Source organism: Modestobacter sp. SYSU DS0904 (assembly GCF_054051115.1).
Genome location: NZ_JBJHAQ010000009.1, coordinates 84,015 through 110,048 on the forward strand (window position 1 = coordinate 84,015; position 26,034 = coordinate 110,048).

The window sequence follows — 26,034 nt, forward strand, 5'->3', positions numbered from 1 at the left end:
TCGGGCCGCAGTCGGGGCCATCCAGCGGATCGAGGGGGCAGTTGGATGATCCGTTCCCCTGGGTGGTCACCGCGTCGTCGAGGGTTGTTGAGTGGAACACCCGACGGGTCCTCCCGTCAGCGCGCCGGTCGCGGCCACCAGGTCCGGGCCTCGCCGAGCACCCGGTCGGCCGGGTCGGGGCAGCCAGCTGGCGCGGCCAGAACCTGGCATCGGTGCGTGGCACGCCGCGCCGCCTTGCTGGACCATCGACCGCCCGGAGACCCGCACCCGGTGCCGGCGCGAGGCGAGGGACCGGCCACTCCCGCCGCGGTCTGCTCCCCGGGCGGATGGCGTGTTCGTCCGGTAGTCCGCTCAGCTCACGTAGCGGCGGGCGGTGGACCTCCGCTGGGCGTCCTCGAGCGCGGCGAAGCGTGCCTCGGCGTGCGGCGGGAGGACGTGGCGCTCCCGCACCAGCCAGGGCAGCCCGCGCAGTGCGGCGACCAGCCCGCGGGCGGTGACCCGGTCCTTCGGCACGGTGTGCAGCAGGTGCAGGGTGCGCCGCAGCGCCGGCTTCAGCGGCCGGCGCAGCCACGTCGTCCAGAGGGTGTTGCGGATGCCGTCGGCCCGCCGCTTGTGCGGGTCGCGCGCGGTGCTGGCCTGGTGGTGGATCGTCAGGTTCGGCAGGTAGCACAGCTCCCAGCCGCGGGCGGCCAGGTCGCCGGCCATCAGCTCCTCCTCCCCGCCCAGCCACAGCCGTTCGTTGAACCCGCCGACCTCGACGAACGCGGCGCGGCGGACCACGCTGGCCCCGGCCAGGAAGCTGCCCAGCGCCGGGCCGGGGAGCCAATCGGCCCCGACGACGGGGGAGTCGCGCAGCTCGGCGACGATCGGGTCCTCGGTGCTGCCCGGCTCGACCAGGATCCGGGCGGTGACCACGGCCAGCCGGGGGTGGGCGTCGAAGGCGTCCGCGGCGGCGCGGAGCGAGCCGGGGTCCCACCAGGTGTCGTCGTCGCAGAAGGCGACGTAGGGGGTGTCCAGCCGGGCGACGCCGAGGTTGCGGCCGACCGCGCCCAGGTTCTCCGGGCTGGCGATCAGCTCCACCCACGGGTGCTCGCGGCGGACGGCGTCGGCGGTGCCGTCGGACGAGCCGTTGTCGACGACCACCACGTGCGGCTGCTCGGGCAGCGCGCGCAGCCGGGTCAGCGCGAGCAGCAGCTCGTCGCGCCGGTCGTGCGTGATGACCACCACGGCGACCCGGGGATCGGCACCGGTCCCGGTGGTGGCCGGCTCGACCAGTTCACTCGTCACGACCTCAGCTCCCGTACTCCGGACATCACGGTGGTGGGCAGCACCCGGCGCCGGCGCAGCGCGGCGGGTACCCGGGGCAGCGCGCCGGCGATGCCCCGCAGGCCCGGCCGCCCGGCCCGCAGCGCGCTGAGCACCTGCCCGGCGAGGTCGCGGAGCGGGTAGCGCATCAGCGCGGTGAGCACCCGGCTGCGCCACAGGCCGGCCTGCCGGTCGGCCGCGGGCTCGCGGCGCGGCGACGGGTGGTGGTGCACGGTGACCTCGTCGACGTAGGCCAGCCCCCAGCCGGCGGCGGCCAGGTCCAGCGCGAGCCGCTCCTCCTCACCGGGGAAGCGGACCACCGGGTCGAACCCGCCGGCGGTGGTGAACGCCTCGGTGCGCACCAGCGCCGCGCAGGCCACGAAACCGAGCAGCCCGGGGCCGGGCAGGTCCGGGTCGGTGCCCAGCGGGCTGGCGGCCATGACCTCGCAGACCGGGTCCAGGCGCTCCTCCGGGCCCACCAGGATGCGCGCGGCCAGCAGCCCGAGGCGGGGGTGGGCGCGCATGATCTCCACCGCCCGCGCCAGGTCGCCGGGCGCCCACCAGGAGTCGTCGTCGGTGAAGGCGACGAACGGGGTGCCGGCGCGCTCGACGCCCACGGTCCGGGCGAGGGCGCCGGCGTTGTCCGGCAGCGGGACGACGGTGACCTCGGGGTGGGCGGCGCGGACCGCCTCGACGGTGTCGTCGGTGGAGGCGTTGTCGACCAGCACGACCGGGGCCTCGTGCCGCGGCAGGCTGGCGAGCAGGTCGTCCCGCCGGTTGCGGCTGGCGACCACGCAGGTGACCGCGGGCCGCGTGGGGTCGGGCTCGGTGATCACCTGCGCACCCTGCCCGGTCCCGGGGCCGGTCAACCCCGGTCCTCGGTCACATCGGCGACCGGCTCCCCGGCCAGGACGGCCAGGTGCGCGGGGTCGGCGAAGACCCGGCTGGCCGGGCCGGTGCCGGCGATCGCATCGGCGGCCAGCACCACCGCGGCGGCGGTCCAGGTGGTGCGCTCCACCGGCCAGCGGGCGTCGTCGGGGTAGACGAACCCGGTCCAGTACGACCCGTCGTCGGCCCGCAGGTGCTGCATCGCGGCCAGCTGCTCGGCGGCGTCGTCCCGCCGCCCGCACGCGGCCAGCGCCAGCGCCAGCTCGCAGGTCTCCGCACCGGTGACCCAGGGGCGGTCGGCCACGCACCGGACGCCGAGGCCGGGCACCACGAACGTCTCCCAGCCGGCGGCGAGGCGCTCGTGCGCGGCGCTGCCGGTGACCGCGCCGGCGAGCACCGGGTAGTACCAGTCCATCGACCACCGGGAGCGGTCGGCGAAGACCTCGGGCCGCTCGCGGAGCGCCGTGCCCAGGCCGGTCGCGGTCAGGTCCCAGTCGGGCTGCGGCCGGCCGACCAGGTCGGCCAGCGCGATCCCGCAGCGCAGCGCCTGGAACAGGCTGGCGTTGCCGGTGAGCAGCGCCGTGCCGTCGGGGGTGCCGTCCGGCCGCAGCGCCCAGCTGACCGCGCCGGTGGGCAGCTGCATCGCCGTCACCAGGTCCAGCGCCCGCCGGACGGCCGGCCAGAGCCGGTCGACGAGGGCGGCGTCGCCGCTGCTCAGCCAGGAGTGCCAGACCCCGACGGCCAGGTACCCGGCGTGGTTGCTCTCGGTACCGGGGGCGACGACGGCGCCGTCCCGGTACTCCGCGGCCCAGGACCCGTCGGGCCGCTGGTGGGCGGCGAGCCAGTCGTAGGCGGCCGTGGCGCGGGCGTGCTCGCCCCCGACGTCCAGCGCCATCGCGGCCTCCACGGCGTCCCAGGCGTCCAGCTGACCGCCGCGGGACCAGGGCAGCGCGCCGTCGCCCGCCTGCTCGGCGGCGATCGAGGCGACCGTCGCCCGCAGCTGGTCGGCGCGCAGCACGCCGGGCACCTCGGGCAGCGGGTCAGTCACCGGCGCCACCGGCCGGCGGCTTCTCCGCGTAGACCACGAGGCTCTTGCCGAGGACCGGGTCGAGCAGCCGCTCGACGGTGCGGGTCACCCAGGGGCGGTGCACCAGGTCCCAGACCAGCAGCCGGTGGTAGGCCCGGGTGGCCCACGTGTCCCGGTCGACGCCGACGGCGCACTTGAGCCACCAGTAGGGGGAGTGCAGCGCGTGCGCGTGGTGGGTGCGGGTGGGGCGGAGCCCGGCCGCGGCCAGCCGCTCCCAGAGCTGGTCGCCGCGGTAGATGCGGATGTGCCCGCCCTCGTTGGCGTGGTACTCGTCGGACAGCGCCCAGCAGACCCGCTCCGGTCCGTAGCGGGGCACGGTCACCGCCACCCGGCCACCGGGCCGGAGCACCCGGGCGATCTCCGCGATCGCGGTCCGGTCGTCGGGGATGTGCTCCAGCACCTCCGAGGCGATCACCCGGTCGACGCTGGCGTCGGGCACCGGGAGGGCGCGGAGGTCGCCGCGCGCCACCTCGGCCGCGGCGCCGGCCGGTGCCTCCCCGGCGGCCGCGATCGCCTGCAGCCAGGTCCGGGTGGTGGACACCTCGGCGGCGCCCCAGTCGACGGCCAGCACCGAGGCGCCGCGGCGGTAGGCCTCGAAGGCGTGCCGGCCCTCGCCGCAGCCCAGGTCGAGCACCCGCATGCCGGGGCCGACGCCGAGCAGGTCGTAGTCGACGGTCAGCACGCGGTGGCGCTCCCGGCCGGGTGCCCGTCCCGCGGCCGCCGGTCGAGCACCTCCTCGTACCAGGCCGCGGTGCGCTCGGCCGTGCGGCGCCAGGTGTAGTTCGACAGCACCCGGGACCGGCCGGCCCGGCCCAGCTGCTCCTGCAGCGAGGGGTGGTCCAGCACCAGCTGCAGCGCGCCGGCGAGCCGGTCGACGTCGCCGGCGGGCACCCGTACGCCGGCGTGCGAGCCGACCACCTCCGGCAGCGCGCCGGCGTCGGTGGTCACCAGCGGCGTCGCGCAGGCCATCGCCTCCACCGCGGGCAGCGAGAAGCCCTCGTACAGCGACGGGACGGCGACCACCGTGGCGGTCTGCAGCAGCCGGACCAGCTCCGCCTGCGGAACGGGGCCGGTGACGCGCACCGCGTCCTGCAGCCCGAGCCGCTCCAGGGCGGCGGCCGCCGGCCCGCCCGGGCGGACGGTGCCCACCACGACCAGGCGCACCTCCCGCTCGGTGCGCAGCTTGGCCAGCGCCTCCAGCAGCGGCACCAGCCCCTTGAGCGGTACGTCGGCGCTGGTGGTGACCAGGACCGTGGCCGGGTCGCGGGGGGCGGTCCCGGGGTGGAAGACGTCCGGGTCGATGCCGACCGGGATCACGTCGACGGCGTCGGCCGGCACCCCCATGTGCCGCTCGATGTCCCGCCGGCTGCTCTCCGAGACGGTGGTGACCCCGTCCAGCCGCCGGGCCACCCGGGCCTGCATGCCGGTGAAGGCGTACCAGCGGCGGAGGGTCAGCTGCCGCCGCAGCCCCGTGGCGGCGGCCAGCTCCAGGTCCCGGTCGATCGCCACCGGGTGGTGCACCGTGGCCACCGTCGGGAGCCCGGCCCGGCGCAGGCCGAGCAGGCCCCAGCCCAGCGACTGGTTGTCGTGCACCAGGTCGAACTCGCCGGCGCGGCGGCCGAGCAGGCGGGCGGCCCGCAGGCTGAAGGTGAGCGGCTCGGGGAAGCCGGCGGTGCACATCGTCGCCCACTCCAGGACGTCGACGAGGTCGCGGAACTCCCCGGGGCGGGGGGTGCGGAAGGGGTCGGGCTCGCGGTAGAGGTCCAGGCTCGGCACCTCGGTGAGCGGTACCCCGTCGGCCAGCTCCGGGTAGGGCTGGCCGCTGAGCACCTCGACCCGGTGGCCGAGCTCGCGCAGCTCGGCGGAGAGGGCCCGGACGTAGACGCCCTGCCCGCCGCCGTGCGGCTTGCTCCGGTAGGACAGCAGTGCGACGCGCAACGACCGTCCCATGCCCGGACTCTAACCAGCGGCACCGACCCGTCCCGCGCACGGCCGGGACCGTCCGCGGCGCCCCGTCGCACGCCGCCGGGCGGCCTGGCAGGGTGCGGGCATGCTGCGTCACGTCGTGCTCTTCACCTGGACCCCCGAGACCTCGGCGGAGGTGCGGCTCGCCACCCTGGCCGCGCTGCGCCGGCTGCCGGAAGAGGTCGGGGGCATGACCTCCTTCGCCGTGGGGCCGGACGCCGGCCTGGTCGACGGCAACGCCGACACGGCGCTGGTGGCCGACTTCCCCGACGTCGAGGCCTTCCGGGCCTACGCCGAGGACCCCCGGCACCTGGCCGTGATCGCCGAGCACGTGCGGCCGCACCTGGCGAGCAGGACGGCGGTCCAGCACCAGGTCTGACCCCGGACCTGGGCTCTCGCGCCTGGGTCCGGCCACCCGCACCGGTCAGCTGTGCAAGCTTCGTCGCCAAGGGCAAAGTGGGGCCGTGGACGAGCAGCTCGATCGAACCCTGGACGCCGTCGGGCCCCGGCTGAAGCAGCTGCGGCTGCGGACGGAGACGACCCTGTCCGACCTCGCCGGGCAGACCGGCATCTCCGTCAGCACGCTGTCCCGGCTGGAGGCGGGCCTGCGCCGCCCGACGCTCGAGCAGCTGCTGCCGCTGGCCCGCGCGCACGGCGTGAGCCTCGACGAGCTCGTGGACGCCCCGCCGACCGGCGATCCGCGCATCAACATGCGCCCCATCGCCGGCCCCGACGGGGCGGCGGTCATCCCGCTCACCCGCCGGCCGGGCGGGATCCAGGCCTACAAGTTCGTGCTCCCCACCAAGAGGAACGACGCGGCGCCGCAGCTGCGCACCCACGAGGGCTTCGACTGGGTCTTCGTGCTGAACGGCACGCTGCGCCTCGTGCTGGGCGAGCACGACCTCCGTCTGGGAGCCGGCGAGGCCGCCGAGTTCGACACCCGGACCCCGCACTGGTTCGGTGCCACGGAGGCCGGCCCGGTCGAGTTCCTCAGCCTCGTCGGGCGGCAGGGGGAACGTGCGCACGTCCGGGCCGCGCCGGCCGCCACGTCCGGGTCCGGGTCCGAGCAGGCCGGCTCGCCCTGACCGGACCGGTCGGTGGGCTCGCCCGCCGGCCGTCGTCCACAGCGCGGGGCTCCGTCCACAACCTCGCTCGGCCCGGTCGCCGGAGGCCGCCGCGCGATCAGGGTCGTCGGCATGCCCGCACCCGAACGCCCGGAAACCGTCCGCCTCTCCGAGCCCGGCGCGGTGGCCGCCGCCCTGCCGCACCTGATCGGGTTCCACCCCGCCGAGTCGCTGGTGGGGGTGAGCCTGCGCCCGCCCGGGGACCTCGTCGGCCTGGTCGGACGGGTCGACCTGCCACGGCCGGAACACCGGGAGCAGGTGGTGCGCGAGATGGTCCGCTCCCTGCTCACCGACGGCCCGGCGGCCGTGCTCGTGGCGGTGGTGACCGAGCAGGACGACGAGCTGGTCCCCGACGTCCAGCTGCCGCAGCGCGCGCTGGTGCACCGGGCAGTGCTGGAGTTCGACGCGGCCGGGGTCGCCGTCCGCGAGGCGCTGCTGGTCCGGCGGGGACGCTGGTGGTCCTACGACTGCCCGCAGGCCTGCTGCGATCCGGGCGCCGGCACCCCGCTGCCGGCGGGCAGCGAGCTCGCCGCCGCCGCGGTGGCCGCGGGCACGGTGGTGGAGCCCGATCGGGCCGCGCTGGTCCGGCGGGTCGCCCCGGTCGGCTTCCTGGCGGCGGCGGGGATGGCGCGCGCCTGCGACGAGATCGGTCAGGTGATGGCCCGGCGGTTGCTGGGCACCGCGTGGGAGGAGGTGGCCGAGGAGTCCTGGGACCTGCTCCGGGCGGCCGTCGACCGCGCCGGCCGGCGCCCGGCCCCCGTGCTGCCGGACGCCGACGCGGCCCGGCTCGCCTGGGGGCTGCGTGACGTCGACGTCCGGGACCGCGCGGTGGGGCTGTGCACCGGTCCGTCGGCGGCCGGCGCAGAACAGCTGTTCACCGAGCTGACCCGGCGGGCGCCGGCGCCGCTGGACGCGGCACCGGCCACCCTGCTCGCGGTCACCGCATGGGCCCGCGGCCAGGGCGCGTTGGCCGGCGTGGCGCTGGACCGGGCGCTGGACAGCGAACCGACCTATTCCTTCGCCGTGCTGCTCCGGCGGGCGTTGCACGCCTGCCTGCCGCCGTCGGCAATCCGTGACCTGGTCCGCGAGGCCGCCGCCGGCCCGGTGGTCGTGGCCCGGCCACGACCACCGGCACCGGACTGGTGGCCCTGGTGATCGGCGGGGTGATCGGCGGGGTCGGCGGCGGGTGCCCCGTGGGGTGCCCGGTCACAGCCGCGCCGGGCGCACCCACTCCTGACCCAGCACGTGCTCGGCCAGGAACGCGAGGACCGTCTCGTACCAGACCGTCGCGTTGCCGGGGGTGAGCACCCAGTGGTTCTCGTCGGGGAAGTAGAGGAACTTCGACGGCACCCCGCGCTTCTGCAGGTCGTACCAGAGCCGGAGCCCCTCACCGATCGGCACGCGGTAGTCCTTGTCGCCGTGGATGACCAGCATCGGCGTGCGGATCGCGTCGGCGTAGCGGTGCGGGGAGTTCTGCTCGTACCGCTTGGGCTCGGTCAGCGGGTCACCGAACTCGCGCTCCCAGTAGTAGGCCGCGTCCGTCGTCCCACCGAACTGGTCCAGGTGCCACAGGCTCGCGTGGGTGACGATCGCGGCGAACCGGTCGGTCTGGGTGGCGATCCAGTTGGCCATGTAGCCGCCGAACGAGCCACCCATCGCCGCGGTCCGGGTCTGGTCGATCTCCGGGAGGGCCTCCGCGGCGTCCACCGCCGCCATCAGGTCGGTGTACGGGGCGCCGCCCCACTCGCCCCAGCCCCGGCGGACGAAGTCCTGGCCGAAGCCCTGCGACAACGCCGGGTTGGGCAGCAGGACGGCGTACCCGCGGGCGGCCAGCAGCCACGGCGTCCACCGCCAGGACCAGGAGTTCCAGCTCATCAGCGGGCCGCCGTGCACCCACAGCACCAGCGATGCGGGCCGGTCGGCGCTCGCCCCCTCGGGCAGCACCAGCCAGGACTGCACGCGGGTGCCGTCGGCGGCGGTGGCCTCCAGCTCCCGCAGCGTGCCGGGCAGGGAGTCGACCGTGCCCGGGTTGGGCAGCGGCTCCGGCTGCTGGCCGGTGGCGACCGGGTCCAGCCGCACCGGCACCGGTGGGGAGTCGTAGCCCGAGCGCAGTGCGAACAGCGCGCTGCCGTCGCGGGCCACCTGCAGGTCGCTGTAGGCCCCGTCACCGGTCAGCCGGACGGGAGCGTCCCCGTCCAGGGGCACCCGGAAGACCGCGTGCCGGCCGTCGTCGTCGGCGAGGAAGTACACCGCCGTGCCGTCGGCGGAGAACTGCGGCGCACTCGGCCAGCGGTCGAAGCCGGCGGTGAGGTCGCGGGCGTCGGCCGTGGCCGGGTCGACGAGCAGCAGCGTGTAGTCCGGCGGCTCGGTGAACGTGGACACCGACTCGCGCACGCAGACCAGCCGGGTGGAGTCCGGGGAGAAGCGGGGGGAGTGGAGATCGGCCTGCGGGTCGTCGACCAGCACCCGGGTCTCCCCGGTCGCCACCTCGGTGAGCACCAGCCGGGAGCGGCGCCCGGCGGGCCCGTCGGGCACGTCCTCGCTGCGGGCGACGAACCGGCCGTCGGGGGAGAGCGCGACGTCGTCGCCCGCGCCGAGCGGGGCGTCGGCATCCGGGGTCAGGTCGCGCCACTCCGCCGGCTCCGGCCGGGTGCCGGCGGCGGGGTCGGCGGGCAGCCGGCCGACCCAGTACAGGTGGGGGACCGCGGGGCCGAGGTCGTGGTCCCAGAACCGGACGGGGTAGCTCTCGTGGAGCACCGCGGTGACGCCGGCCTCCTTGCGCTCCTTGCGCCGCTGTTCGTCGGCGGCTGCGTCCGCCGCACCCGGCGTGGTCGGGGCGAGCGCCGCCACCTCGCCGGTGTCGGCGGCGACCAGCACGCCGCTGATGCCGGCGGTGCGCTGCAGGACCAGCCGCGCCTCCCCGCCGTCGGCCGGCAGGCACCACAGCGCCGGCGTCGGCTCGCCGGCGTCCTTGCCCGCGTCGGGGTCGGTGCGCGCGGAGGTGAACAGCAGGTCGCCGGCGGGCGTGAAGACCGGGGTGGACTCACCGACCGGCCCCCGGGTCAGGCGCCGTGCGGGGCGCCGGCCGGCCGGGTCGACCTCCCACAGCGCCGACTGCCAGGCCGTGCCGGCCGCATCCAGCGTCGCGACCGCCGTCACCAGCCGGGTGCCGTCGGGGGAGAGGGCCAGTCCGCCGAGCCGCGGCAGGGCCATGAAGTCGGCGAGCCGGTGGAACGGGCTGGGTGGCGGGGTGTCCTGCTCGCCGGGGGGAGCTGCGGGGGAGTCGCTCACCGGTGCCTTCTCTCTGTGTGTCCGGCCCTCGGTGCGTCCGGGCGGTCGCCCCGAGCCTAGTGAGGAGGTCGTGAGGCCGGCGAAGGAGTTGGCCACCCGGGGGGCGGGCGGCCGCCCGCGGAACGACGTGAGCCGCGACCCCGGGCGGGGTCGCGGCTCACGTGGAGGCCGGTGGTGGCGTCAGCTGACGGCGACGGTGGCCGTGGCGGCCTCGACCGGTGAGAGGTCCTCGTCCACTGCGCTGACGAAGACGTGCTCGGCGACCCCGGGCTGGAGCGGCTCGCCGTCGACGAGCACGGTCCCGTTGGACAGCGACGCGACCACCGTCGAGCCCGGGCGCACACCGTGGTCGGCCAGCGACCGGAGCAGCTGCCCGTCCTCCTGCAGCTGCTCGCTGATCCGCCGGACCACGACCTGGCGCCCCTCGGGGGTGGCCGTGGTGGACAGCAGGGTGAGGGCGTCGAGCACCGCGGAGGTGTCGCCACCCAGGGCGTCGAGGCCGGGGATCGGGTTGCCGAACGGGGAGACCGTCGGGTTGCCCAGCAGGCTGAGCAGCTTGCGCTCCACCGCCTCGCTCATGACGTGCTCCCAGCGGCACGCCTCCTCGTGGACGTCGGCGTAGTCCAGGCCGATGACGTCCACGAGCAGGCACTCGGCCAGCCGGTGCTTGCGCATGACGGCGGTGGCCAGCGCGCGCCCCTCATCGGACAGCTGCAGGTGGCGGTCGCCCTGCACGGTGAGCAGCCCGTCGCGCTCCATCCGGGCCACGGTCTGGCTCACGGTCGGGCCGCTCTGGTGCAGGCGCTCGGCGATGCGGGCCCGGAGAGGGGTGATCCCCTCTTCCTCGAGCTCGAAGATGGTCCGGAGGTACATCTCCGTGGTGTCGATGAGGTCGTTCACGTCCACTCCTCCGTCAGGTGCCGCCGATTCTACGAGGCGCCGGCCACCCGGCGGGGCTCCGACGAGCCCGGGGCCGGCGGCGGCGCGCGGTGGCCGGCGCCCGGTAGCGTCCGGGGCGGCACGACCGGCCCGCTCACCGGGGAGCGGCGGGCGCGGCCACCGCCGTGGGCGGCCGCGCACGAGGACCAGCGAGGGAGGTGCCGTGAGCGACTCCGTCGCGGTCGTGTGGGACGACGCCCTGCTCGGCTACACCATGGGCGGCGACCACCCGATGCACCCGTTGCGCCTCGAGCTGACCATCGGGCTCGCGCAGTCCCTCGGCGTGCTGGACCGGCCCCGGCTGGAGGTGCTTCGTCCCACCCCGGCCGACGAGGACCTGCTCCGGCTGGTGCACGACCAGGCCTACCTGGACGCGGTGCAGCGGGCCCCCGACGACCCGGCCGCCGCCGGGCACGGGCTGGGCACCGCGGACAACCCGATCTTCACGGGGATGTACGAGGCGGCCGCGCTGATCACCGGCGGCAGCGTGCTCGCCGCCCAGCAGGTGCACTCGGGCCGGGCCCAGCACGCGGTCAACATCTCCGGCGGGCTGCACCACGCCATGCGCGACCACGCCTCGGGGTTCTGCGTGTTCAACGACGCGGCGGTGGCGATCGCCTGGCTGCTGCGCCAGGGCTACGAGCGGATCGCCTACGTCGACCTCGACGTGCACCACGGCGACGGCGTGCAGGCCGCCTTCTACGACGACCCCCGGGTGCTGACGGTCAGCGTGCACCAGACCCCGCTCACCCTCTTCCCGGGCACCGGGTACCCGGAGGAGACCGGCGACCCGCAGCTGGCGTTGGGCAGCGCGGTCAACCTCGCGCTGCCCAACGGCACCGACGACGCCGGCTGGCTGCGCGCCTTCCACGCGGTCGTCCCGAGCGTGGTGCGGGCCTTCGCCCCGCAGATCCTGGTCACCCAGTGCGGCTGCGACGCCCACCACGAGGACCCGCTGGCCGACCTCGGGCTCACCGTCGACGGTCAGCGCACCTCCTACCGGGCCGTGCACGACCTGGCGCACGAGGTGTGCGACGGCCGGTGGATCGCCCTGGGCGGCGGTGGCTACGGCCTGGTCCGCTGCGTCCCGCGGGCCTGGACGCACCTGATCGCCGAGGCCAGCGGTGACCGGCTGGCCCCGCACACGGAGATCCCGCAGGGCTGGCGCGACGACGTCCGGCGGCGCGGGCTGCGGGCCGAACCGCCCGTCTCGATGACCGAGGGAGGCTACGTCGGCTTCTCCCGGTGGGACCCGTTCACCGAGAACCGGGTCGACCGGGCCATCCTGCGCACCCGCACCGCCGCCTTCCCCTACTTCGGACTCGACCCGGACGACCCCCGTGACTGACGAAGGACCCCTCAGCCCCCCACGACTCGCAGGCTCGCCGCGGGACCCTGCTGAGGGGCCGACCGAGGGGGTGACCGTGAGCGAGGAGACGCCTGTGAACCCCACTGCGCCGCCGCACTGGGAGGCCGACGTCGTCGCCGCCGACGGCGGCACCGTGCACCTGCGCCCGATCACCCCCGAGGACGCCGACGGCATCGTCGGGCTGATGGACCGCAGCAGCGAGCAGACCCGCTACTACCGGTTCTTCGGGCCGGTGCGGCGTCTGTCGGACAAGGACCTGCACCGGTTCACCCACGTCGACCACGTCGACCGGGTCGCCTTCGTGGTGCTGCTCGGCGACGAGCTCATCGGGGTGGGCCGCTACGACCGGCTGCCGGGCACCGCCGACGCCGAGGTGGCCTTCCTCATCGAGGACGCCCACCAGCGTCGCGGGCTGGGCTCGGTCCTGCTGGAGCACCTGGCCGCCGCCGCGCGCGAGCGGGGGATCAGCCGCTTCGTCGCCGAGGTGCTCAGCCAGAACAGCCAGATGGTCCGGGTCTTCCAGGACGCCGGGTACTCCGCCAAGCGGTCCTACGAGGACGGCGTCGTGCACCTGACCTTCCCGATCGCCCCCACCGAGCAGTCGCTGGCGGTGGCGCACGAGCGGGAGCAGCGCAGCGAGTCGCGGTCCATCGGCCGGCTGCTGACCCCCGGGTCGGTGGCGGTCGTCGGTGCGAGCAACGACCCGACCAAGGTGGGGTCGGCGGTGCTGCACAACCTGCTGGAGTACGGCTTCGCCGGGCCGATCTACCCGGTGAACCCCGCGGTGCGGCACGTCCGCGGCGTGCCGGCCCACGCGGACATCGAGACGATCCCCGACGACGTCGACCTCGCCGTGCTCGCCGTGCCCGCCGAGGAGGTCGCGGGCGTCGTCGAGGCCTGCCGCCGCAAGCGGGTCAAGGGGCTGGTGGTGATCTCCGGCGGCTTCGGCGAGACCGGACCGGAGGGCCGGGCCGCGGAGCGCGCGCTGGTGGCCTCGGCGCGGGCCTCGGGGATGCGGGTGGTCGGCCCCAACTGCCTGGGCGTGGTGAACACCGACCCGGCCGTGCGGCTCAACGCCAGCCTCGCGCCGCACGTCCCGGGGCGCGGCCGGGTCGGGTTCTTCGCCCAGTCGGGCGCGCTGGGGGTGGCGCTGCTGGAGCGGGCCCGGGGCCGCGGCATCGGGCTGTCCAGTTTCGTCTCCGCGGGCAACCGGGCCGACGTCAGCGGCAACGACCTGCTGCAGTACTGGGCCACCGACCCGGCCACCGAGGTGGTCCTGCTGCACCTGGAGAGCTTCGGCAACCCGCGCAAGTTCGCCCGGCTGGCCCGCAGCGTCGGCCGCACCAAGCCGGTGGTCGCGGTGAAGAGCGGACGGCACGTGAAGATGACTGCCGGGCTGGCCGGCACCAGCGTCGCGGTGCCCGAGCAGTCGGTCGCGGCGCTGTTCGCCTCCGCCGGGGTCATCCGGGTCGACACGCTGGCCCAGCTGTTCGACGTCGGCACCCTGCTGGCGCACCAGCCGCTGCCGGCCGGTGACCGGGTGGCGATCGTCGGCAACTCCACGGCGATGGGGGTGCTGGTCGCCGACGCCGTGCTGGACCGGGGCCTGCAGCTGGCCCACGAGCGGCCGGTCGACATCGGCGTCCAGGGCGGCCCGGCGGACTTCCGGGCCGCGTTGCAGGCCGCGGTCGACGACGACGCCGTCGATGCGGTGGTCGCGGTGTTCCTGCCACCGCTGCTGAGCGGGGAACAGACCTTCGGCCGGGTGCTGCGGGAGGTGTCCGAGGGCTCGGCGAAGCCGGTGGTGGCCAACTACCTGTCCACCGACGGCATCCCCGACGAGCTCGCGGTGCGCGACGAGCACGGCATGCCGGCCCGCGGGTCGGTGCCGTCGTTCTCCACGCCGGAGCGGGCGGTGATCGCGCTGGCCAAGGTCAGCGAGTACGCGCGCTGGCGGCGGCGGCCGATCGGCGTGGTCCCGGACCTGGCGGGGGTCGACGAGGAGGCCGGTCGCTCGGCGGTGCTCGGCGCGCTGGCCGGCACGCCCGGAGGCCGGGACCTCACCGACGAGGAGACGATGGCCCTGCTGCGGGCCTACGGCATCCCGCTGCTGGGCACCCGCCGGGTGGAGGACGCCGACGCCGCGGTCGCCGCCGCGGCGGAGATCGGCTACCCGGTGGTGCTGAAGTCCACCGCGCCGTGGCTGCGCGACCGGCGTGATCTGGGCGGGATGCGCTTCGACCTGGCCGACGCCGAGGACGTGCGGGCCGCGTTCGCCGCCATCCCGGCCGGCGACCCGGTGATCGTGCAGGAGCAGGCGGCGCCCGGGGTGGGCACCGTCGTCGAGGTCGTCGACGACCCGTCCTTCGGTGCCTTGGTCAGCTTCGGCCTCGGTGGGGTGGCGACCGACCTGCTGGGCGACCGCGCCTACCGGACGCTGCCGCTGACCGACCTGGACGCGCACGAGCTGGTCCGCGAACCACGCGCCTGGCCGCTGCTCAACGGATACCGCGGCAGCGCACCGGTGGACACCGCGGCGCTGGAGGAGCTGCTGCTGCGGGTGGCCCGGCTCGCCGACGACCTGCCGGAGGTGCTGGGGCTGACCCTGGAACCGGTGATCGTGGGGCCCGCCGACGCCTGGCACGGCGGTCGTTCGCTCGTGGTGGCCGGCGCGGCGGTCCGGGTGGGCCCGCCAACGGCCCGCATCGACCAGGGCCCCCGCCGCATGTTCCGCCCGGGCACGTGAGAAGAGCCCGCCGCCCCGGAGGGCGGCGGGCTCTGATCCCACTGACTCGGCCACGGCCACCGGCCGCAGCAAGGTCAGCCGAGGTAGTCCCGCAGGGCGTCGGCGCGCTGGGGGTCGCGGAGCTTGGTCATCGTCTCCCGCTCGATCTGGCGCACCCGCTCGCGGGAGAGCCCGAACCGCTTGCCGATCTGCTCCAGCGTGCGCGGCTGCTCGCCGTCCAGGCCGAAGCGCATGATCACGACGTCGCGCTCGCGCTCCTCCAGGGTCTCCAGCACGTTGCGCACGTCGCCCTTCATCATCTGGAAGGCGACGGCGTCCTCGGCGACCGCGGCGTCGGCGTCCTCGATGAAGTCACCGAGACGGGACTCCTCGTCGGCGCCGACGGTCTGGTCGAGGCTGACCAGGTCGCGGGAGTACTCCAGCAGCTCGGTGATCCGCTCGGCGGTCAGGTCGAGCTCGAGGCCGAGCTCCTCGGCGGTGGGCTCCCGCTCCAGCTCCTGGTGGATCCGGCGGCGGGTGCGCACCACCTTGTTGACCTGCTCGGCCAGGTGCACGGGCAGCCGGATCGTCCGGCCGGAGTCGGCCATCGCGCGGGTGATCGCCTGGCGGATCCACCACGTGGCGTAGGTCGAGAACTTGAAGCCCTTGGTGTAGTCGAACTTCTCGACCGCGCGGATCAGGCCGACGTTGCCCTCCTGGATGAGGTCCAGGAACGTCATGCCGTGGCCGGTGTAGCGCTTGGCCACCGAGACGACCAGCCGGAGGTTGGCCTCCAGCAGGTGCGCCTTGGCCGCCTTGCCGTCCGCGGCGAGCAGCTTGTAGTCACGCGTCAGCGCGGGGGTCAGCTTCTTCTCGGCCAGCAGCCGGCCGGCGTAGAGGCCGGCCTCGATCCGCTTGGCCAGCTCGACCTCCTGCTCGGCGGTGAGCAGTGCGGTCTTGCCGATGGTGTTGAGGTAGACGCGCACCAGGTCCGTCGACACCAGGCCACTGGTGTCCGGGGCACGGCGCGGCGAGCGCACCTCGAGGGTGTCGGTGGTGGAGGACTGCAGCAACGTCACGATGAGTCTTCGTCCTTGCTTCGGTGTCCGGATGCACCCCCGCCGCGATCGGCGCGTGGTGCGTCCCGGAGTGGTCGGTCAGAGCGTCGGCCCGGTGGCTCGGGGTGGCTCTCCGCCCGTGAGGTCCGTTGTGGTACGTCGTGTACAACGGACCGGACCGGATGGGTGTTCCGGCCCCGGACAACTCACAGGCAACGGCCAGGTGTGACTGAGCGCACCGTCTTCCGTACCCGGCGCTGACCGGATCAGACGTCGAGGTGCAAGGTCATCGGGCCCTCGTTGACCGACGCCACCTGCATCCGTGCGCCGAAGCGCCCGGTCGCCACCACCGTTCCCCGGCGGCGCAGCTCGGCGACGACCTCCTCGACCAGCGGTTCGGCGACCTCCCCGGGCGCCGCGTCCTGCCAGGAGGGGCGGCGGCCCTTGCGGGTGTCGGCGTACAGGGTGAACTGGCTGACCACCAGCACCGGCAGGCCGAGGTCGCCGACGGACCGGGCGCCGTCCCCGGTGGGGAACAGCCGCAGCTCGTGCACCTTCCGCCCGAGCGACCGGGCCCGGTCGTCGTCGTCGTCGCGTCCGGCTCCGACCAGGGCGAGCAGCCCCGCACCGATCTCGCCGACCACCTCGCCGTCCACCGTCACCGACGCAGAGCTCACCCTCGTCACCACCGCACGCACCGGCCCATCCTCGCGCGCGGGCGGATCACCCAGCCGTGCGGACCACCGGCCGCCCCGTTCGGGGCGGGCGCACGTCCCGCAGCTCGGGGCCCACCTCCAGTGACGTCGCCACGCTGCTGCAGCCGATCACTGCCGCGGGCAGTCGCGCAGTGCCGAACCCTCGAACTCGGGGACGGCCCGCGCCAGCGCCTCCTCGAGCGTCCCGGCCTCCCCGTTCTCCTCGATGTCCTCGATCAGCCACTCCATCTCGCTGATCTCCCGCTCCTGGGCCTCGATGATCTCGACGGCCAGCTGGCAGACGCGGACGTCGGTGATCTCGGCGCGCTCGGACCGCGTGATGGCCAGCGAGTGGTGCGGGATCATCGCGTTCATCCAGGCGGTGTCCTGCACGGTGGCCTGGCTGCGGTCGAGGGCGATGCCGCCGCCGAGCAGCATGAGGCTGACCGCCACGATGGCGATGTTGCCCTTCGTGCTCTTGTACATGTTGAGCATCCAGGCGAGCATGATCAACCCCATCGTGCCGCCCATGGTGAGGGCCATGAACAGCCGGCTCTCACTGAACTGGACGTGGCTCCACCGCCACGTGCCGGCGAACATGGTCCAGTACATGACCACCATCGCGGTCACGATCATGGCCGCGAAGCGCAGGTACATCTTCGTCTGGTGCGACATCCCGCCGCCCTGCTCCCGCTCGTCGCCCTCGGTGCTCTTCTTCGTCGCCACGTCGGTGTCTCCGTTCGGTCGTCAGCGGTGGGCAGGGCCACACGCGCAGCCGCTGCCGTCGGACATCGGGTGCAGGACGTCGGCTGCCCGCTCTGGGCGGGGCGGTCCCGTACGCGACGACGGCGATCGCGCGCTGCTGGCAGCGCTGCTGTGGATGCATCCGCATGCCCGTGCGATCGCACGGACAAACGAGACGTCCCGCGACCGCGAGTCGAGCGGTGCGGCAGACTCCGCGGCGTGCCTGAGCTCCATCTCACCCAGGACGACGCCGCCGACGAGCTGCTCGGCCGCGATCCGCTCGCGCTGCTGATCGGGATGCTGCTGGACCAGCAGTTCCCGATGGAGCGCGCGTTCGCCGGACCCCGCCTGCTGGCCGACCGGCTCGGGGTGACCACCCTCGATGCCACGGAGATCGCCACCGCCGACCCGGAGCAGCTGGCGCGGGTGTTCCAGGGCCCCCCGGCCGTGCACCGGTACCCGGGCTCCATGGCCACCCGCGCGCAGGACCTGTGCCGACTGCTGGCCGAGCGCTACGACGGCCGGGCGGAGCGGCTGTGGTCCGACGCCCCGGACGGCGCCACGCTGCTGCGGCGGGTCGGGGAGCTGCCGGGTTTCGGTGCCCAGAAGTCGAAGATCTTCGTCGCGCTCCTCGGCAAGCAGTACGGCGTCACCCCGCCGGGCTGGCGCGAGGCGGCGGGGGAGTACGGCGAGGAGGGCTCGCGCCGCTCGGTCGCCGACATCACCGGCCCGGCGTCGCTGGCCGAGGTGCGCGCGCACAAGCAGTCGGTGAAGCAGGCCGCCAAGGAGGCGAAGGCGGCCCGGGCCGCCGCCCGGGCCTGACCCGCCGGACGACTGCTGCGGCGCCTGCATGCCGCGCGATCGAGTGGCACGATGGGCAGGCGAGGAGCCGGGGGCTCCGGGGGCCGGTCGTTCCACCGCCGACCACCGCCGCCCTTCCCCCGGCCCGGTCCAGGGAAGGGCGTCCGTGGCCTCCAGCCAGTCGACCAGCCGGCAGCAGCGCAGTGAGCCGCTGCTCATCACCGAGGCGGCTCCCAGCGTCTCCGAACAGCACGACGCCCGGGTGCGGCGGTACCTGATCACCATGGGCATCCGGTGCCTCAGCGTCATCGCTGCGGCGGTCAGCTACCAGTACTCGCTGTGGCTGATGATCGGCTTCGCCGTCCTCGGCACGATCCTGCCGTGGATCGCCGTGGTCATGGCGAACGACCGCCCGCCGAAGAAGAAGCTCGACCCCAACCGCTACAAGCCCTCGCCGCCGGACCGGATCCTCGAGTCCGGCAGCAGCAAGGCCCGCGTCATCGACATGTGAGCGCCTCAGCGCGCGCCGGGCCGCCCCACGACGGCGGCCGCGCGCGCCAGGCCCGCGTCCAACGCCTGCCCGGCATCCGGCCGTCCACCGGTCGCGTGCCAGGTGGCCAGTACCCCGGCAGCGAACGCATCCCCGGCGCCGGTGGTGTCCACGACGGTCGCCGGGTGCGCCGGCCGGTGCACCAGCGCGTCCCCGGCCGCCCACAGCGCGCCGTCGGCACCGAGGCTGACCACCACCACCGGATGACGGCCGGCCAACGACCGGGCCGCCGCCGCCGGGTCGGCGGCGCCGGCCAGCAGGCAGGCCTCGGCGGCGTTGGGCAGCAGCAGCGTCGCCCCTGCGGTGTCGGCCAGCCAGCGGTCGACCCCGTGCGCGAGCAGCGGGCCGGTGGACGCCGGGTCGACCGAGACGGTGCACCCCGCCGCCCGGGCCGCCGACAGCGCGGCCAACCCCCCGACTCGGGGACGCGGGTCCAGCAGCGTGTAGCCGGACAGGTGCAGGTGCCCACCGGCCGCCGGCGTCGGCACGTCGTCCGGCCGCAGCGCCAGGTTGGCGCCCCGGTCGGCGAGCATGCTGCGCTCCCCACCGGGCTCGACCAGGCTGACGATCGTGCCGGTGGCCTGGTCCGCGACGGTGCGCAGCGCGAGCCCGACCCCGGCCGCGGCGAGGTCGGCCGCCAGCGCCCGGCCGGGCAGGTCGTCCCCGACGCAGCCGGCCAGCAGCACCGGCGTCCCGAGCCCGGCCAGGTGGGCGGCGACGTTCGCCCCGGCGCCGCCGCCGGCGCTGCTGATCCGCGCCGGGCGGTCGGAGCCCGGGGCCGCGGCGCCCGCCAGCAGCACGACGACGTCGGTGCAGACGTCGCCCACGACGACGACCGGCCCGGCTGCCACCTCCGGGGTCAGCGGGGGAGCGCGGCGAGCTCGGCTGCGATCCGGCCGGCGAGCTCCGCGTTGCGCAGCACCAGCCGCACGTTGACCGCCAGGCTCGCGCCCCCGCTGGCCTCGTGCAGGTGGCCGAGGATGAAGGGCGTGACGTCCTTGCCGCGGGCGCCGGCGGCGTCGGCGGCGGCGAGCGCGTCGGCGATCACCCGGTCGTGCAGCTCGGTGTCCAGCTGCTCGTCGGCCGGCAGCGGGTTGGCGACGACGACGGCGCCGGGCACCAGCTCCCGGCGGGCGGCGAACACCGCGGCCGCCTCGGCGGCGCTGTCCACCGACCAGTCGACCGGGGAGCCGGAGTCGGCCACGTAGAAGCCGGGGAACCGGGTGGTGCGGTAGCCCACCACGGTGACCGACAGCGACTCCAGCCGCTCCAGGGTGGCCGGCACGTCGAGGATCGACTTCACCCCGGCGCAGACCACCACCAGCGAGGTGCGGGCCAGGGCGACCAGGTCGGCGGACTCGTCGAAGGTGTCGGTGGCGTGCCGGTGCACCCCGCCCAGCCCGCCGGTGGCGAAGACGCCGATCCCGGCGCGGGCGGCCAGCAGCGCGGTGCTGGAGACGGTGGTGGCCCCGCTCCGCCTCAGGGCCGCGGCGACCGGCAGGTCGCGGACGCCGAGCTTGGCCAGCTCCTCGTCGGCGCAGACCCGGTCGACCTCGGCCGCGGTCAGCCCGACGTGCGGCACCCCGTCGAGCACCGCGATGGTCGCCGGCACGGCCCCGCCGGACCGGACGGCCGCCTCGACCTGGTCCGCGGCGGCCCGGTTCTCCGGCCGCGGGAGCCCGTGGGCGAGCAGGGTGCTCTCCAGGGCGACGACGGGGCGGCCGGCGGCGAGCGCATCGGCCACCTCGGGTGAGACCACGGACGCAACGGCGGAAGAGGGGTTCAGCACCCTGTCATCATGGGGGCGGCCCGTTACGGACCGGATCCCGGCCCGAACCCGAGAACTGAGGGAGCAGCCCATGAGCAGCGCCGACATCCTCGAGCGCCCGGACGTCCGCGACGCCGACACCGGCAACGCCAACGAGGTCTTCCACTACGTGAAGAAGAACCAGATCGCCGAGAGCGCGGTCATGGGCACGATGGTCGAGGCGCTGTGCGGTGAGGTCTTCCCGGTGACCAAGAGCCCCAAGCCCGGCAGCCCGGTGTGCCCGGCCTGCAAGGAGGTCTACAACCAGCTCAAGAAGTAGCTGGGGGGAGGCTGAGCACCTGGTCGGCCTACCGGCCTCCACCGCGGCCAGGTACCGTCCCCGGCACGAGCCGAGCCGTTGCCCGGGTCGTGAGCGGGACCCTCCGGGCCCGCGCTCACGGCCCGGACGGCCTGGCGGCCGGTTCTCCCCACCTCAACGCAGCCCCAGCTTGGTGGCCTCGAGCTCGATCTTCGCGGCCCGGCGGCGCTGCCGGGCGTCCTCGTGACGCTTGCGCGGGGACGGCCAGCGGGCCTCGATCGTGGCGTTGAGCTCGGCGCCCAGCAGTATCGAGAAGCCGAGCAGGAAGCAGTACAGCAGCGCGGCGATCGGCGCCGCCAGCGCCCCGTAGGGCAGCGCCGTGGTGAGGATGTCGGCCACGTAGCCGCGCAGCACCACCGCCGCGGCGATGAAGAACCCGACGGTGAACAGCCCGCCGGGCAGGTGCCGGTGCCACGGGATCCGGCGGGGCAGGATCACGTGGTAGAAGCTGGTCAGCGCCAGGATCAGCCCGATCACCACGAGCGGCCAGTACACAGCGTCGACCAGCAGCGTGGCGGTGGCCCGCCAGTCGGCCGGCAGCAGTCCGACCAGGGTCCCGCGCCCGAGCACCAGCAGCGGCAGGGTCAGCACGGCGATCACCAGCCCGATGACGAACAGCCACAGCGCCATCAGGCGGGTCCGGATGGGGCCCCGGACGTCGCGCTGGTCGTAGGCGATGACGACGGTGTTCATGAAGGTCGCCGTCGCCGATGAGCCGGCCCACAGCGAGACCAGGAAGCCCAGGCTCACCACGTCCAGCCGCCCCGAACCGAGGATGTCGTTGAGCGTCGGCTGGACCAGATCGGCCACGACACCCTCGGTGAGCGCCTCCGCGGACGCCGCGACGAGCTCGGCCTCGATCTGCTCGACCGCTTCGGCGCCGATCCACGAGCTCAGGTAGCCCAGGGAGCCCAGCAGCCCGATGAGCAGCGGGGGCACCGACAGGATCTGCCAGAACGCGGCCTCGGCGGACAGCCCGAGGATGCGGTCCTGCCAGGCCTTGGCCAGCGTCCGGCCGAGCAGGTGCAGCGGCACCCGGATGGGCGCCGGCCAGCCGGCCACCCGGGTACGCCGGACGCGCGTGGCGCCCGGAGGGGCCGGGTCCACCGGTTGCTGGTCCGAGGTCGGCTGTTCCACGGAGGGGTGCGGAACAGCGGCGGCCACCTGCCCAGTGTGCACGCCTCCCCGGGGCCCCGTGTCCGGGAGACCCGCCGGTGGACCCCCGGGTGGGGGAGGGTCGCTCAGCCGCCGGGTGGCGTGGCCGGCAGCGGAGCGGGGGTGGCCGGCTGGCCCGGCGCCGGAGGCGCGGGAGTCGGCGCCGGCGGGGGCACGCACCGGATGACGGCCTCCGCCGCGTACCGGGTCTGGAAGTTCTCCCGGCGCAGTTCGGCGCCGGTGTCCAGGTCCTGGAACACCCGGGTCACGGTGATGTCGAACCCGGTGGAACCGGACTGCGGGGTGCAGTTACCGTCGTCGATCTTCTCCTGCTGCGCCGGTTCGCGGAGGTTGCGGCGCTCACTGCTGATCGACTCGATGTCGTAGTACTTGGTGCCCCAGAAGGTCACGGTGAGCGACCCGGGCACCCACTCGGTCTGCACGTAGATGCCGGTGTCGGTGTCGTTTCGCCACTTGAGGTCGATCTGCCCCTCGTACACCGTCGCCTCCCGGCCGGCGGGGTAGCGGCTGATGTAGAAGCTGTGCGGCTTGTGGAAGACGTCCTCGAGCCCGGCGAAGAAGACCGCGTTGAACATGGTGGTGGCGAACTGGCTGATGCCCCCACCGACTGCCTGGGAGAGCTCGCCCCCGCTGATCACCGCGGCCGGCACGTAGCCCTGCGCGGTGCCCCGCGGCCCGGTGTAGCCGTTCAGGCTGAAGGTCTCCCCGGGGCGCACCAGCGCGCCGTCCACCTCGGCGGCGACCACGCGGATGTTGGTGCCGCTGGCGGCGTTGGTGAAGTTGGTGGCGAAGGAGCTGACCTGCTCCTTGATGCCCAGCGCCTCCGCCTGCGCGGTGGTGAAGGCGGCCGGCACCGGGCCCAGGACAGCGGTGACCTCCCGCGGAGCCGGCTGGGTGAGCACCGGCATCAGCTGCTGGGCCAGGTCCGTGGGGTTGATGCCCTCGCCGTCGACCGAGGGGACGACGGCGATCGAGTCACCGGAGACCTCGAAGCGGGCGTCCTGCGCGGGGGAGCCGAAGACGGCGAACTGCTCGCCCATCTCCGCCTGCAGCGTCTCGGGGTCGACGGCGACGGCGAGGGTGCCGTCCTCCTGCGGGGTGAAGGTCAGCGAGGCGGCGATCGCCGGGACCGGGATCTCCGCGGAGTCCGCGCCGTCGGCGCCGACGACCCGCACCGGTGCCGAGAGGGCGGGGGTGACCGTCTCGTCCAGCACCCGCTGCGCCTCGTCGCGGGGGACGGTCGCCGGCTCGACGTCGACGGGCAGCTCGATGACCTGCGTCGGGTCGCCGCCGCTGGCCAGGGCGTCGGTGATCGCCTCGGCGGCGCCCTCGCGGTCCAGCGTGCGGCCGTCCGCGGGCTCGACCAGCTGCGCGTCGGTGCCCTCGATGGCCACGGTGGCCTCGACCGGCGGCTGGTCGACGGTCGAGGCCAACTGGTCGACCTGGGCGGTGAGCGCGGTCTCGTCGCCGGTGAGCACCGGGGTGACGGTGCGGTCGGCGAACAGCGAGGAGAGCCGGGTCCACGGGTTGAGCGGCTGGTCGTCGGCGGCGTCCACGGTGGCCGGCACGTCGAGGGTGATCCCCGCGGCCGGCGGGTGGACCACGCCCTCGACGTCGCCGGCGCGCACCGGGTGGTCGGCGTCCACCCGGGGGGCCAGCTCGGACTCCAGGCGGGCGGAGGCCGCCGCCGGGGTCAGCCCGCCCAGTTCCACGCCGCCGACGACGGTGCTCCGGGGCACGTCGCCCGAGGAGGCCGCCAGGTCGATGCCGTAGGCGGCACCGAGCACGACGACGGCGGCCACCGGGGCCAGGACGGCGGTGCGCCGCCACCACGGACGGCCGGAGCCGGCGTCGTCGGCGGGTGGGCCGTCGGGGCCGTCGCCGTGGCCGTGGCCGTCGCCATCGCCGTCGTCGTCCCCGGCGGCGGGGCCGGCAGCGGTGGCCATGACGTCGCCCAGCGTCCCCGGGTCCGCCGGCAGCACGGTCGTGGACTCCGCCCGGGTCGGGTCGAGCTGGCGGGTGTCATCGGCGGCGCCGGTGTCCGCACCGGAGGGGGTGTCGTCGTGCGGGGTGGTGTCCTCGCCCGGGCCGGGCTCGTCGTCCGGGGCGGGGGAGCCGGCGGTGGTGACCTGTGGCACCCGGGGCTCGGCCGGGGGCACCTCGACCGGCCGGGTGGCCGACCAGGAGGTGGCCTCGTCGGACGGGGCGGCATCGGACCCCGCGGCCGCTGCGGTCGCCGGAGCGGGTGGCGGGGAGCCGGCGGGCGGCGGGGAGACGGCGGACGGCGGCGGGGTCGGGCGGCCGCTGCTCACCGTGCCGTCCGGGTGCAGGCGCACCGTGTCGCTGTCTCGGGCGGGGTCCTGCGGCATGGCACGTACTCCTGCTCGGTCGGGACGGGCGGGCCGTCCCGGGGACGACGAAGCCGCCGACCCCCCGTCCGCACGAGGCGGGGGCGGGGAGTCGGCGGCTTCGTCGAGTGAGGGCTTCATCGCTGGCGCGACGATAGAGGCCCTGCTCAGTTGCTGAAGCGCGCCTCGCCGTCGGTCTCGATGATGTCGACGGCGATGTCGCGGAGCTTGCTGTCGTACTCGCGGGCGTGGTGCCCGCAGAAGACGAGGTCGCTACCGTTTCCGAGGACCACGCGCACCTTGGCCAGAGCACCACAGCGGTCGCAGTGGAAGGGAACGACGAGGTCGTCGGTGGGCGGGGTCGTCGTCAGCGTCTGGGTCATCTGGCTCATCACTCGCTCTCTACCGCACAGACCCGCGGCTGCGGATCGGCCTCCTGCACAGCGCCAGGATGGCCCCTCGTGTTCCCGATCCACACTCCGTTGTGCACGGACTCGCCGAATGAGATGAGTACGTGACCGACGGGGTGCAGTGGTGCTGGTGATCGGGGTCAGCAGGGGACGTCACTGGTTTCGGAACTGGGTCCGGGTGGTTCACGTGCTGGTGGTGCTGTGCCGGCTCAGGCCGGCGGTGGGTCCGCTGCTGTTCTGACGGCGCCCACGCTACGCCGTCTACCCGGTCCGTGCCGCCGTACACCGCCCGGTCACCCGTCAGAGGCGCACAGGTCGCCCGGGAGCTGCACGCCACGGCTCGGCGGCGGAACGGCGGTCCGGTGCCCGGAAGGGCCGTCCGGTGTCCGCGTCGTCGCAGCTAGTGTCGTGTCGTGGCGCTGTCCGACGAGGCGGATCCGGTCGATGACACGGTCGACGGGACGGTCGGGTGTGTGACCGAGATCGCCGCCGGCGGCCTCCGGCCCCAGGCGCTGCTGCTCGCGTTCTTCGCCGAGCACGTCCTCGACCGGCGCGTCCTGGTGGCCACCGGGAGCCTGCTCGACGTGCTGGAACGGGCCGGGGTGTCCGAGCACGCGACGCGCTCGACGCTGAGCCGGATGGCGCGCGGTGGCCTGCTCTGCCGGGTCCGGCGCGGCCGCCAGGTGTACCTGGGACTGACCCGCCGGTGCCAGGAGATGCTGAGCGAGGGCGGGCGGCGGGTGTGGCAGTCGGGCGTGGTGAACGAGCACTGGGACGGCACCTGGGTGCTGCTCGGCTTCTCGTTGCCGGAGTCCTGGCAGCGGCAGCGGCACGAGCTGCGCTCCCAGCTGACGTGGGCCGGGTTCGCCCCGCTGCAGGGCGGGCTCTGGGTGGCGCCGTCCGGCGTCGACCTGACCGCCGTGGGTCAGGACCTCGCGGTCGCCCCGCTCATCCGGGTCTTCGCCGCCAGTGCGCTGCCGCCGACCGACGTCGACGCGATGGTGCGCGACGCCTGGGACCTGGCGGCGATCGCCGGCCGCTACACCGGCTTCCTGGAACGCTGGGAGCTCCCCGAGCGGCGGCCACGGCTCCCCGCGCTGGCCCAGCAGCTCACCCTCGACGCCGAGTGGCTGCAGGTGATCCGCCGGGACCCGCGGCTGCCGGCCCGGCACCTGCCGCCGGACTGGCCGGCCGAGCGGGCCCAGCAGGTGTTCCGGTCGCTGCACGCGGAGTTCGAGGAGGAGGCCCGGTCGGTGGCCGCCGCCGTGCTGGACACGATCCCGGCGGAGGACGGCGGGCCCTGAGGCCGCCGTCCCCGGCCCGGGACGCAGCAGGGCCCCCGAGCGGATCGCTCGGGGGCCCTGCTGCGCTCATCTGGCCCCGTCCAGAGGCTCGCCCTGAGCTTGCGAAGGGTGAGGAGGACGGGGTCCTTC

General features: G+C 75.1%; 24 protein-coding genes. 9 read left to right on the forward strand and 15 right to left on the reverse strand.

Annotated features, from left to right (window positions below):
• Positions 1 to 351: 351 nt before the first annotated feature.
• Genes ACI79U_RS08570 through ACI79U_RS08590 form a run of 5 tightly spaced genes read right to left on the reverse strand, consistent with a single transcriptional unit; the run spans position 352 to position 5,230 of the window.
• The gene (locus ACI79U_RS08570) at positions 352 to 1,287 is read right to left on the reverse strand and encodes a glycosyltransferase family 2 protein (protein WP_457069690.1); all 936 of its coding nucleotides are present in this window, start codon (positions 1,285 to 1,287) and stop codon (positions 352 to 354) included.
• Positions 1,284 to 2,174 (reverse strand): glycosyltransferase family 2 protein, encoded by an 891-nt coding sequence (locus ACI79U_RS08575; RefSeq protein WP_457069688.1) that lies wholly within the window; start codon positions 2,172 to 2,174, stop codon positions 1,284 to 1,286. The genes ACI79U_RS08570 and ACI79U_RS08575 overlap by 4 nt, the downstream gene beginning before the upstream one ends.
• Positions 2,171 to 3,241, reverse strand: coding sequence for a prenyltransferase (locus ACI79U_RS08580; RefSeq protein WP_457069686.1), 1,071 nt, complete (start codon positions 3,239 to 3,241; stop codon positions 2,171 to 2,173). The genes ACI79U_RS08575 and ACI79U_RS08580 overlap by 4 nt, the downstream gene beginning before the upstream one ends.
• Positions 3,234 to 3,962, reverse strand: a complete 729-nt coding sequence (locus tag ACI79U_RS08585; protein WP_457069684.1) for a methyltransferase domain-containing protein — start codon at positions 3,960 to 3,962, stop codon at positions 3,234 to 3,236. Before ACI79U_RS08585 ends, ACI79U_RS08580 begins: the two co-directional genes overlap by 8 nt.
• Positions 3,956 to 5,230, reverse strand: a complete 1,275-nt coding sequence (locus tag ACI79U_RS08590; RefSeq protein WP_457069682.1) for a glycosyltransferase family 4 protein — start codon at positions 5,228 to 5,230, stop codon at positions 3,956 to 3,958. The genes ACI79U_RS08585 and ACI79U_RS08590 overlap by 7 nt, the downstream gene beginning before the upstream one ends.
• 100 nt (positions 5,231 to 5,330) lie before the next feature.
• Here ACI79U_RS08590 and ACI79U_RS08595 point away from each other — a divergent pair, with 100 nt between their 5' ends.
• From ACI79U_RS08595 to ACI79U_RS08605, 3 genes are all read left to right on the forward strand, one after another.
• On the forward strand, positions 5,331 to 5,624 hold the full coding sequence (locus ACI79U_RS08595) for a Dabb family protein (protein ID WP_457069680.1): 294 nt from the start codon (positions 5,331 to 5,333) through the stop codon (positions 5,622 to 5,624).
• A gap of 85 nt (positions 5,625 to 5,709) precedes the next feature.
• Positions 5,710 to 6,330, forward strand: coding sequence for a helix-turn-helix domain-containing protein (locus ACI79U_RS08600; RefSeq protein ID WP_457069678.1), 621 nt, complete (start codon positions 5,710 to 5,712; stop codon positions 6,328 to 6,330).
• Positions 6,331 to 6,441: 111 nt separating this feature from the next.
• Positions 6,442 to 7,524: a DUF4192 domain-containing protein gene (locus ACI79U_RS08605; protein ID WP_457069676.1), complete on the forward strand. Its 1,083-nt coding sequence runs from the start codon at positions 6,442 to 6,444 to the stop codon at positions 7,522 to 7,524.
• Between the two features lie 51 nt (positions 7,525 to 7,575).
• Here ACI79U_RS08605 and ACI79U_RS08610 read toward each other — a convergent pair whose 3' ends face one another.
• Complete coding sequence (locus tag ACI79U_RS08610) at positions 7,576 to 9,660, reverse strand: alpha/beta fold hydrolase (protein ID WP_457069674.1); 2,085 nt, start codon at positions 9,658 to 9,660, stop codon at positions 7,576 to 7,578.
• A gap of 180 nt (positions 9,661 to 9,840) precedes the next feature.
• Positions 9,841 to 10,560, reverse strand: coding sequence for a metal-dependent transcriptional regulator (locus tag ACI79U_RS08615; protein WP_457069672.1), 720 nt, complete (start codon positions 10,558 to 10,560; stop codon positions 9,841 to 9,843).
• Positions 10,561 to 10,762: 202 nt separating this feature from the next.
• Here ACI79U_RS08615 and ACI79U_RS08620 point away from each other — a divergent pair, with 202 nt between their 5' ends.
• Together ACI79U_RS08620 and ACI79U_RS08625 are read left to right on the forward strand one after the other, a co-directional pair.
• Positions 10,763 to 11,947, forward strand: coding sequence for an acetoin utilization protein AcuC (locus ACI79U_RS08620; RefSeq protein ID WP_457069670.1), 1,185 nt, complete (start codon positions 10,763 to 10,765; stop codon positions 11,945 to 11,947).
• A 94-nt stretch (positions 11,948 to 12,041) separates the two neighbouring features.
• Positions 12,042 to 14,714, forward strand: coding sequence for a bifunctional acetate--CoA ligase family protein/GNAT family N-acetyltransferase (locus tag ACI79U_RS08625; RefSeq protein ID WP_457069668.1), 2,673 nt, complete (start codon positions 12,042 to 12,044; stop codon positions 14,712 to 14,714).
• 74 nt (positions 14,715 to 14,788) lie between these two features.
• Here the strand turns inward: ACI79U_RS08625 and sigB are convergent, their stop codons facing one another.
• From sigB to ACI79U_RS08640, 3 genes are all read right to left on the reverse strand, one after another.
• A complete protein-coding gene (gene sigB, locus ACI79U_RS08630) occupies positions 14,789 to 15,772 on the reverse strand; it encodes an RNA polymerase sigma factor SigB (RefSeq protein ID WP_457069666.1) in 984 nt (327 codons plus the stop codon).
• A gap of 245 nt (positions 15,773 to 16,017) precedes the next feature.
• On the reverse strand, positions 16,018 to 16,449 hold the full coding sequence (gene dtd / locus ACI79U_RS08635) for a D-aminoacyl-tRNA deacylase (protein WP_457072628.1): 432 nt from the start codon (positions 16,447 to 16,449) through the stop codon (positions 16,018 to 16,020).
• A gap of 126 nt (positions 16,450 to 16,575) precedes the next feature.
• A complete protein-coding gene (locus tag ACI79U_RS08640; RefSeq protein WP_457069664.1) occupies positions 16,576 to 17,172 on the reverse strand; it encodes a DUF305 domain-containing protein in 597 nt (198 codons plus the stop codon).
• Positions 17,173 to 17,409: 237 nt separating this feature from the next.
• On the opposite strand from ACI79U_RS08640, the gene ACI79U_RS08645 reads away from it, so the two are divergent.
• Together ACI79U_RS08645 and ACI79U_RS08650 are read left to right on the forward strand one after the other, a co-directional pair.
• Positions 17,410 to 18,012 (forward strand): HhH-GPD-type base excision DNA repair protein, encoded by a 603-nt coding sequence (locus ACI79U_RS08645; protein WP_457069662.1) that lies wholly within the window; start codon positions 17,410 to 17,412, stop codon positions 18,010 to 18,012.
• A 145-nt stretch (positions 18,013 to 18,157) separates the two neighbouring features.
• The gene (locus ACI79U_RS08650; RefSeq protein ID WP_457069660.1) at positions 18,158 to 18,502 is read left to right on the forward strand and encodes a DUF3099 domain-containing protein; all 345 of its coding nucleotides are present in this window, start codon (positions 18,158 to 18,160) and stop codon (positions 18,500 to 18,502) included.
• A gap of 5 nt (positions 18,503 to 18,507) precedes the next feature.
• Here the strand turns inward: ACI79U_RS08650 and ACI79U_RS08655 are convergent, their stop codons facing one another.
• Together ACI79U_RS08655 and ACI79U_RS08660 are read right to left on the reverse strand one after the other, a co-directional pair.
• Positions 18,508 to 19,392, reverse strand: coding sequence for a carbohydrate kinase family protein (locus tag ACI79U_RS08655; protein WP_457069658.1), 885 nt, complete (start codon positions 19,390 to 19,392; stop codon positions 18,508 to 18,510).
• A gap of 8 nt (positions 19,393 to 19,400) precedes the next feature.
• Positions 19,401 to 20,300 carry a pseudouridine-5'-phosphate glycosidase gene (locus ACI79U_RS08660; RefSeq protein WP_457069656.1) on the reverse strand — a complete coding sequence of 300 codons (900 nt, stop codon included), beginning with the start codon at positions 20,298 to 20,300 and terminating at the stop codon, positions 19,401 to 19,403.
• 100 nt (positions 20,301 to 20,400) lie between these two features.
• Here ACI79U_RS08660 and ACI79U_RS08665 point away from each other — a divergent pair, with 100 nt between their 5' ends.
• Positions 20,401 to 20,628: a DUF3039 domain-containing protein gene (locus tag ACI79U_RS08665; protein ID WP_222195256.1), complete on the forward strand. Its 228-nt coding sequence runs from the start codon at positions 20,401 to 20,403 to the stop codon at positions 20,626 to 20,628.
• A 153-nt stretch (positions 20,629 to 20,781) separates the two neighbouring features.
• Here ACI79U_RS08665 and ACI79U_RS08670 read toward each other — a convergent pair whose 3' ends face one another.
• The 3 genes from ACI79U_RS08670 to ACI79U_RS08680 form a co-directional block, all read right to left on the reverse strand.
• Positions 20,782 to 21,729 carry a YihY/virulence factor BrkB family protein gene (locus ACI79U_RS08670; protein ID WP_457069653.1) on the reverse strand — a complete coding sequence of 316 codons (948 nt, stop codon included), beginning with the start codon at positions 21,727 to 21,729 and terminating at the stop codon, positions 20,782 to 20,784.
• Between the two features lie 179 nt (positions 21,730 to 21,908).
• On the reverse strand, positions 21,909 to 24,212 hold the full coding sequence (locus ACI79U_RS08675) for a VanW family protein (RefSeq protein WP_457069651.1): 2,304 nt from the start codon (positions 24,210 to 24,212) through the stop codon (positions 21,909 to 21,911).
• Between the two features lie 146 nt (positions 24,213 to 24,358).
• Positions 24,359 to 24,583, reverse strand: a complete 225-nt coding sequence (locus ACI79U_RS08680; protein ID WP_457069649.1) for a DUF7455 domain-containing protein — start codon at positions 24,581 to 24,583, stop codon at positions 24,359 to 24,361.
• 431 nt (positions 24,584 to 25,014) lie between these two features.
• Here ACI79U_RS08680 and ACI79U_RS08685 point away from each other — a divergent pair, with 431 nt between their 5' ends.
• Complete coding sequence (locus tag ACI79U_RS08685) at positions 25,015 to 25,905, forward strand: PaaX family transcriptional regulator (protein ID WP_457069647.1); 891 nt, start codon at positions 25,015 to 25,017, stop codon at positions 25,903 to 25,905.
• The last annotated feature ends 129 nt before the right edge of the window (positions 25,906 to 26,034 follow it).

Coding starts and splice junctions, on each gene's coding strand:
- ACI79U_RS08605 (WP_457069676.1), top strand. CDS start 6,442: ATGCCCGCACCCGAACGCCCGGAAACCGTCCGCCTCTCCGAGCCCGGC.
- ACI79U_RS08680 (WP_457069649.1), bottom strand. CDS start 24,583: ATGAGCCAGATGACCCAGACGCTGACGACGACCCCGCCCACCGACGAC.
- ACI79U_RS08675 (WP_457069651.1), bottom strand. CDS start 24,212: ATGCCGCAGGACCCCGCCCGAGACAGCGACACGGTGCGCCTGCACCCG.
- ACI79U_RS08590 (WP_457069682.1), bottom strand. CDS start 5,230: ATGGGACGGTCGTTGCGCGTCGCACTGCTGTCCTACCGGAGCAAGCCG.
- ACI79U_RS08595 (WP_457069680.1), top strand. CDS start 5,331: ATGCTGCGTCACGTCGTGCTCTTCACCTGGACCCCCGAGACCTCGGCG.
- ACI79U_RS08665 (WP_222195256.1), top strand. CDS start 20,401: ATGAGCAGCGCCGACATCCTCGAGCGCCCGGACGTCCGCGACGCCGAC.